1 pseudogene is annotated in these 243 nt (G+C 63.0%); it reads right to left on the reverse strand.

The window, feature by feature from the left end:
* Positions 1-243, reverse strand: a pseudogene (locus FNJ47_RS48565) (transposase); the annotation flags it as partial.

Here is a 243-nt window from a genome sequence, read left to right on the forward strand (position 1 = left end):
AGCCTTCGATCAATGCGGCGGCTTGCGGTGCATCGCCCTTCTGGCCCGCGGTGAGCGTGAACCGCACGGGACATCCCAAGCCCCGAACCGCCATATGTATCTTGGTGCTCAAGCCGCCGCGCGAGCGCCCGATCGCTTGATCTTCAGACCCCCTTTTTTCGCCCCGGCGGCGTGCTGATGCGCCCGGACGATGGTGGAATCCACGATCAGATATTCGAAGTCCGGATCATCGGACATCGCCTC

This window comes from Bradyrhizobium uaiense, assembly GCF_010811875.1.
Lineage (GTDB): Bacteria > Pseudomonadota > Alphaproteobacteria > Rhizobiales > Xanthobacteraceae > Bradyrhizobium > Bradyrhizobium uaiense.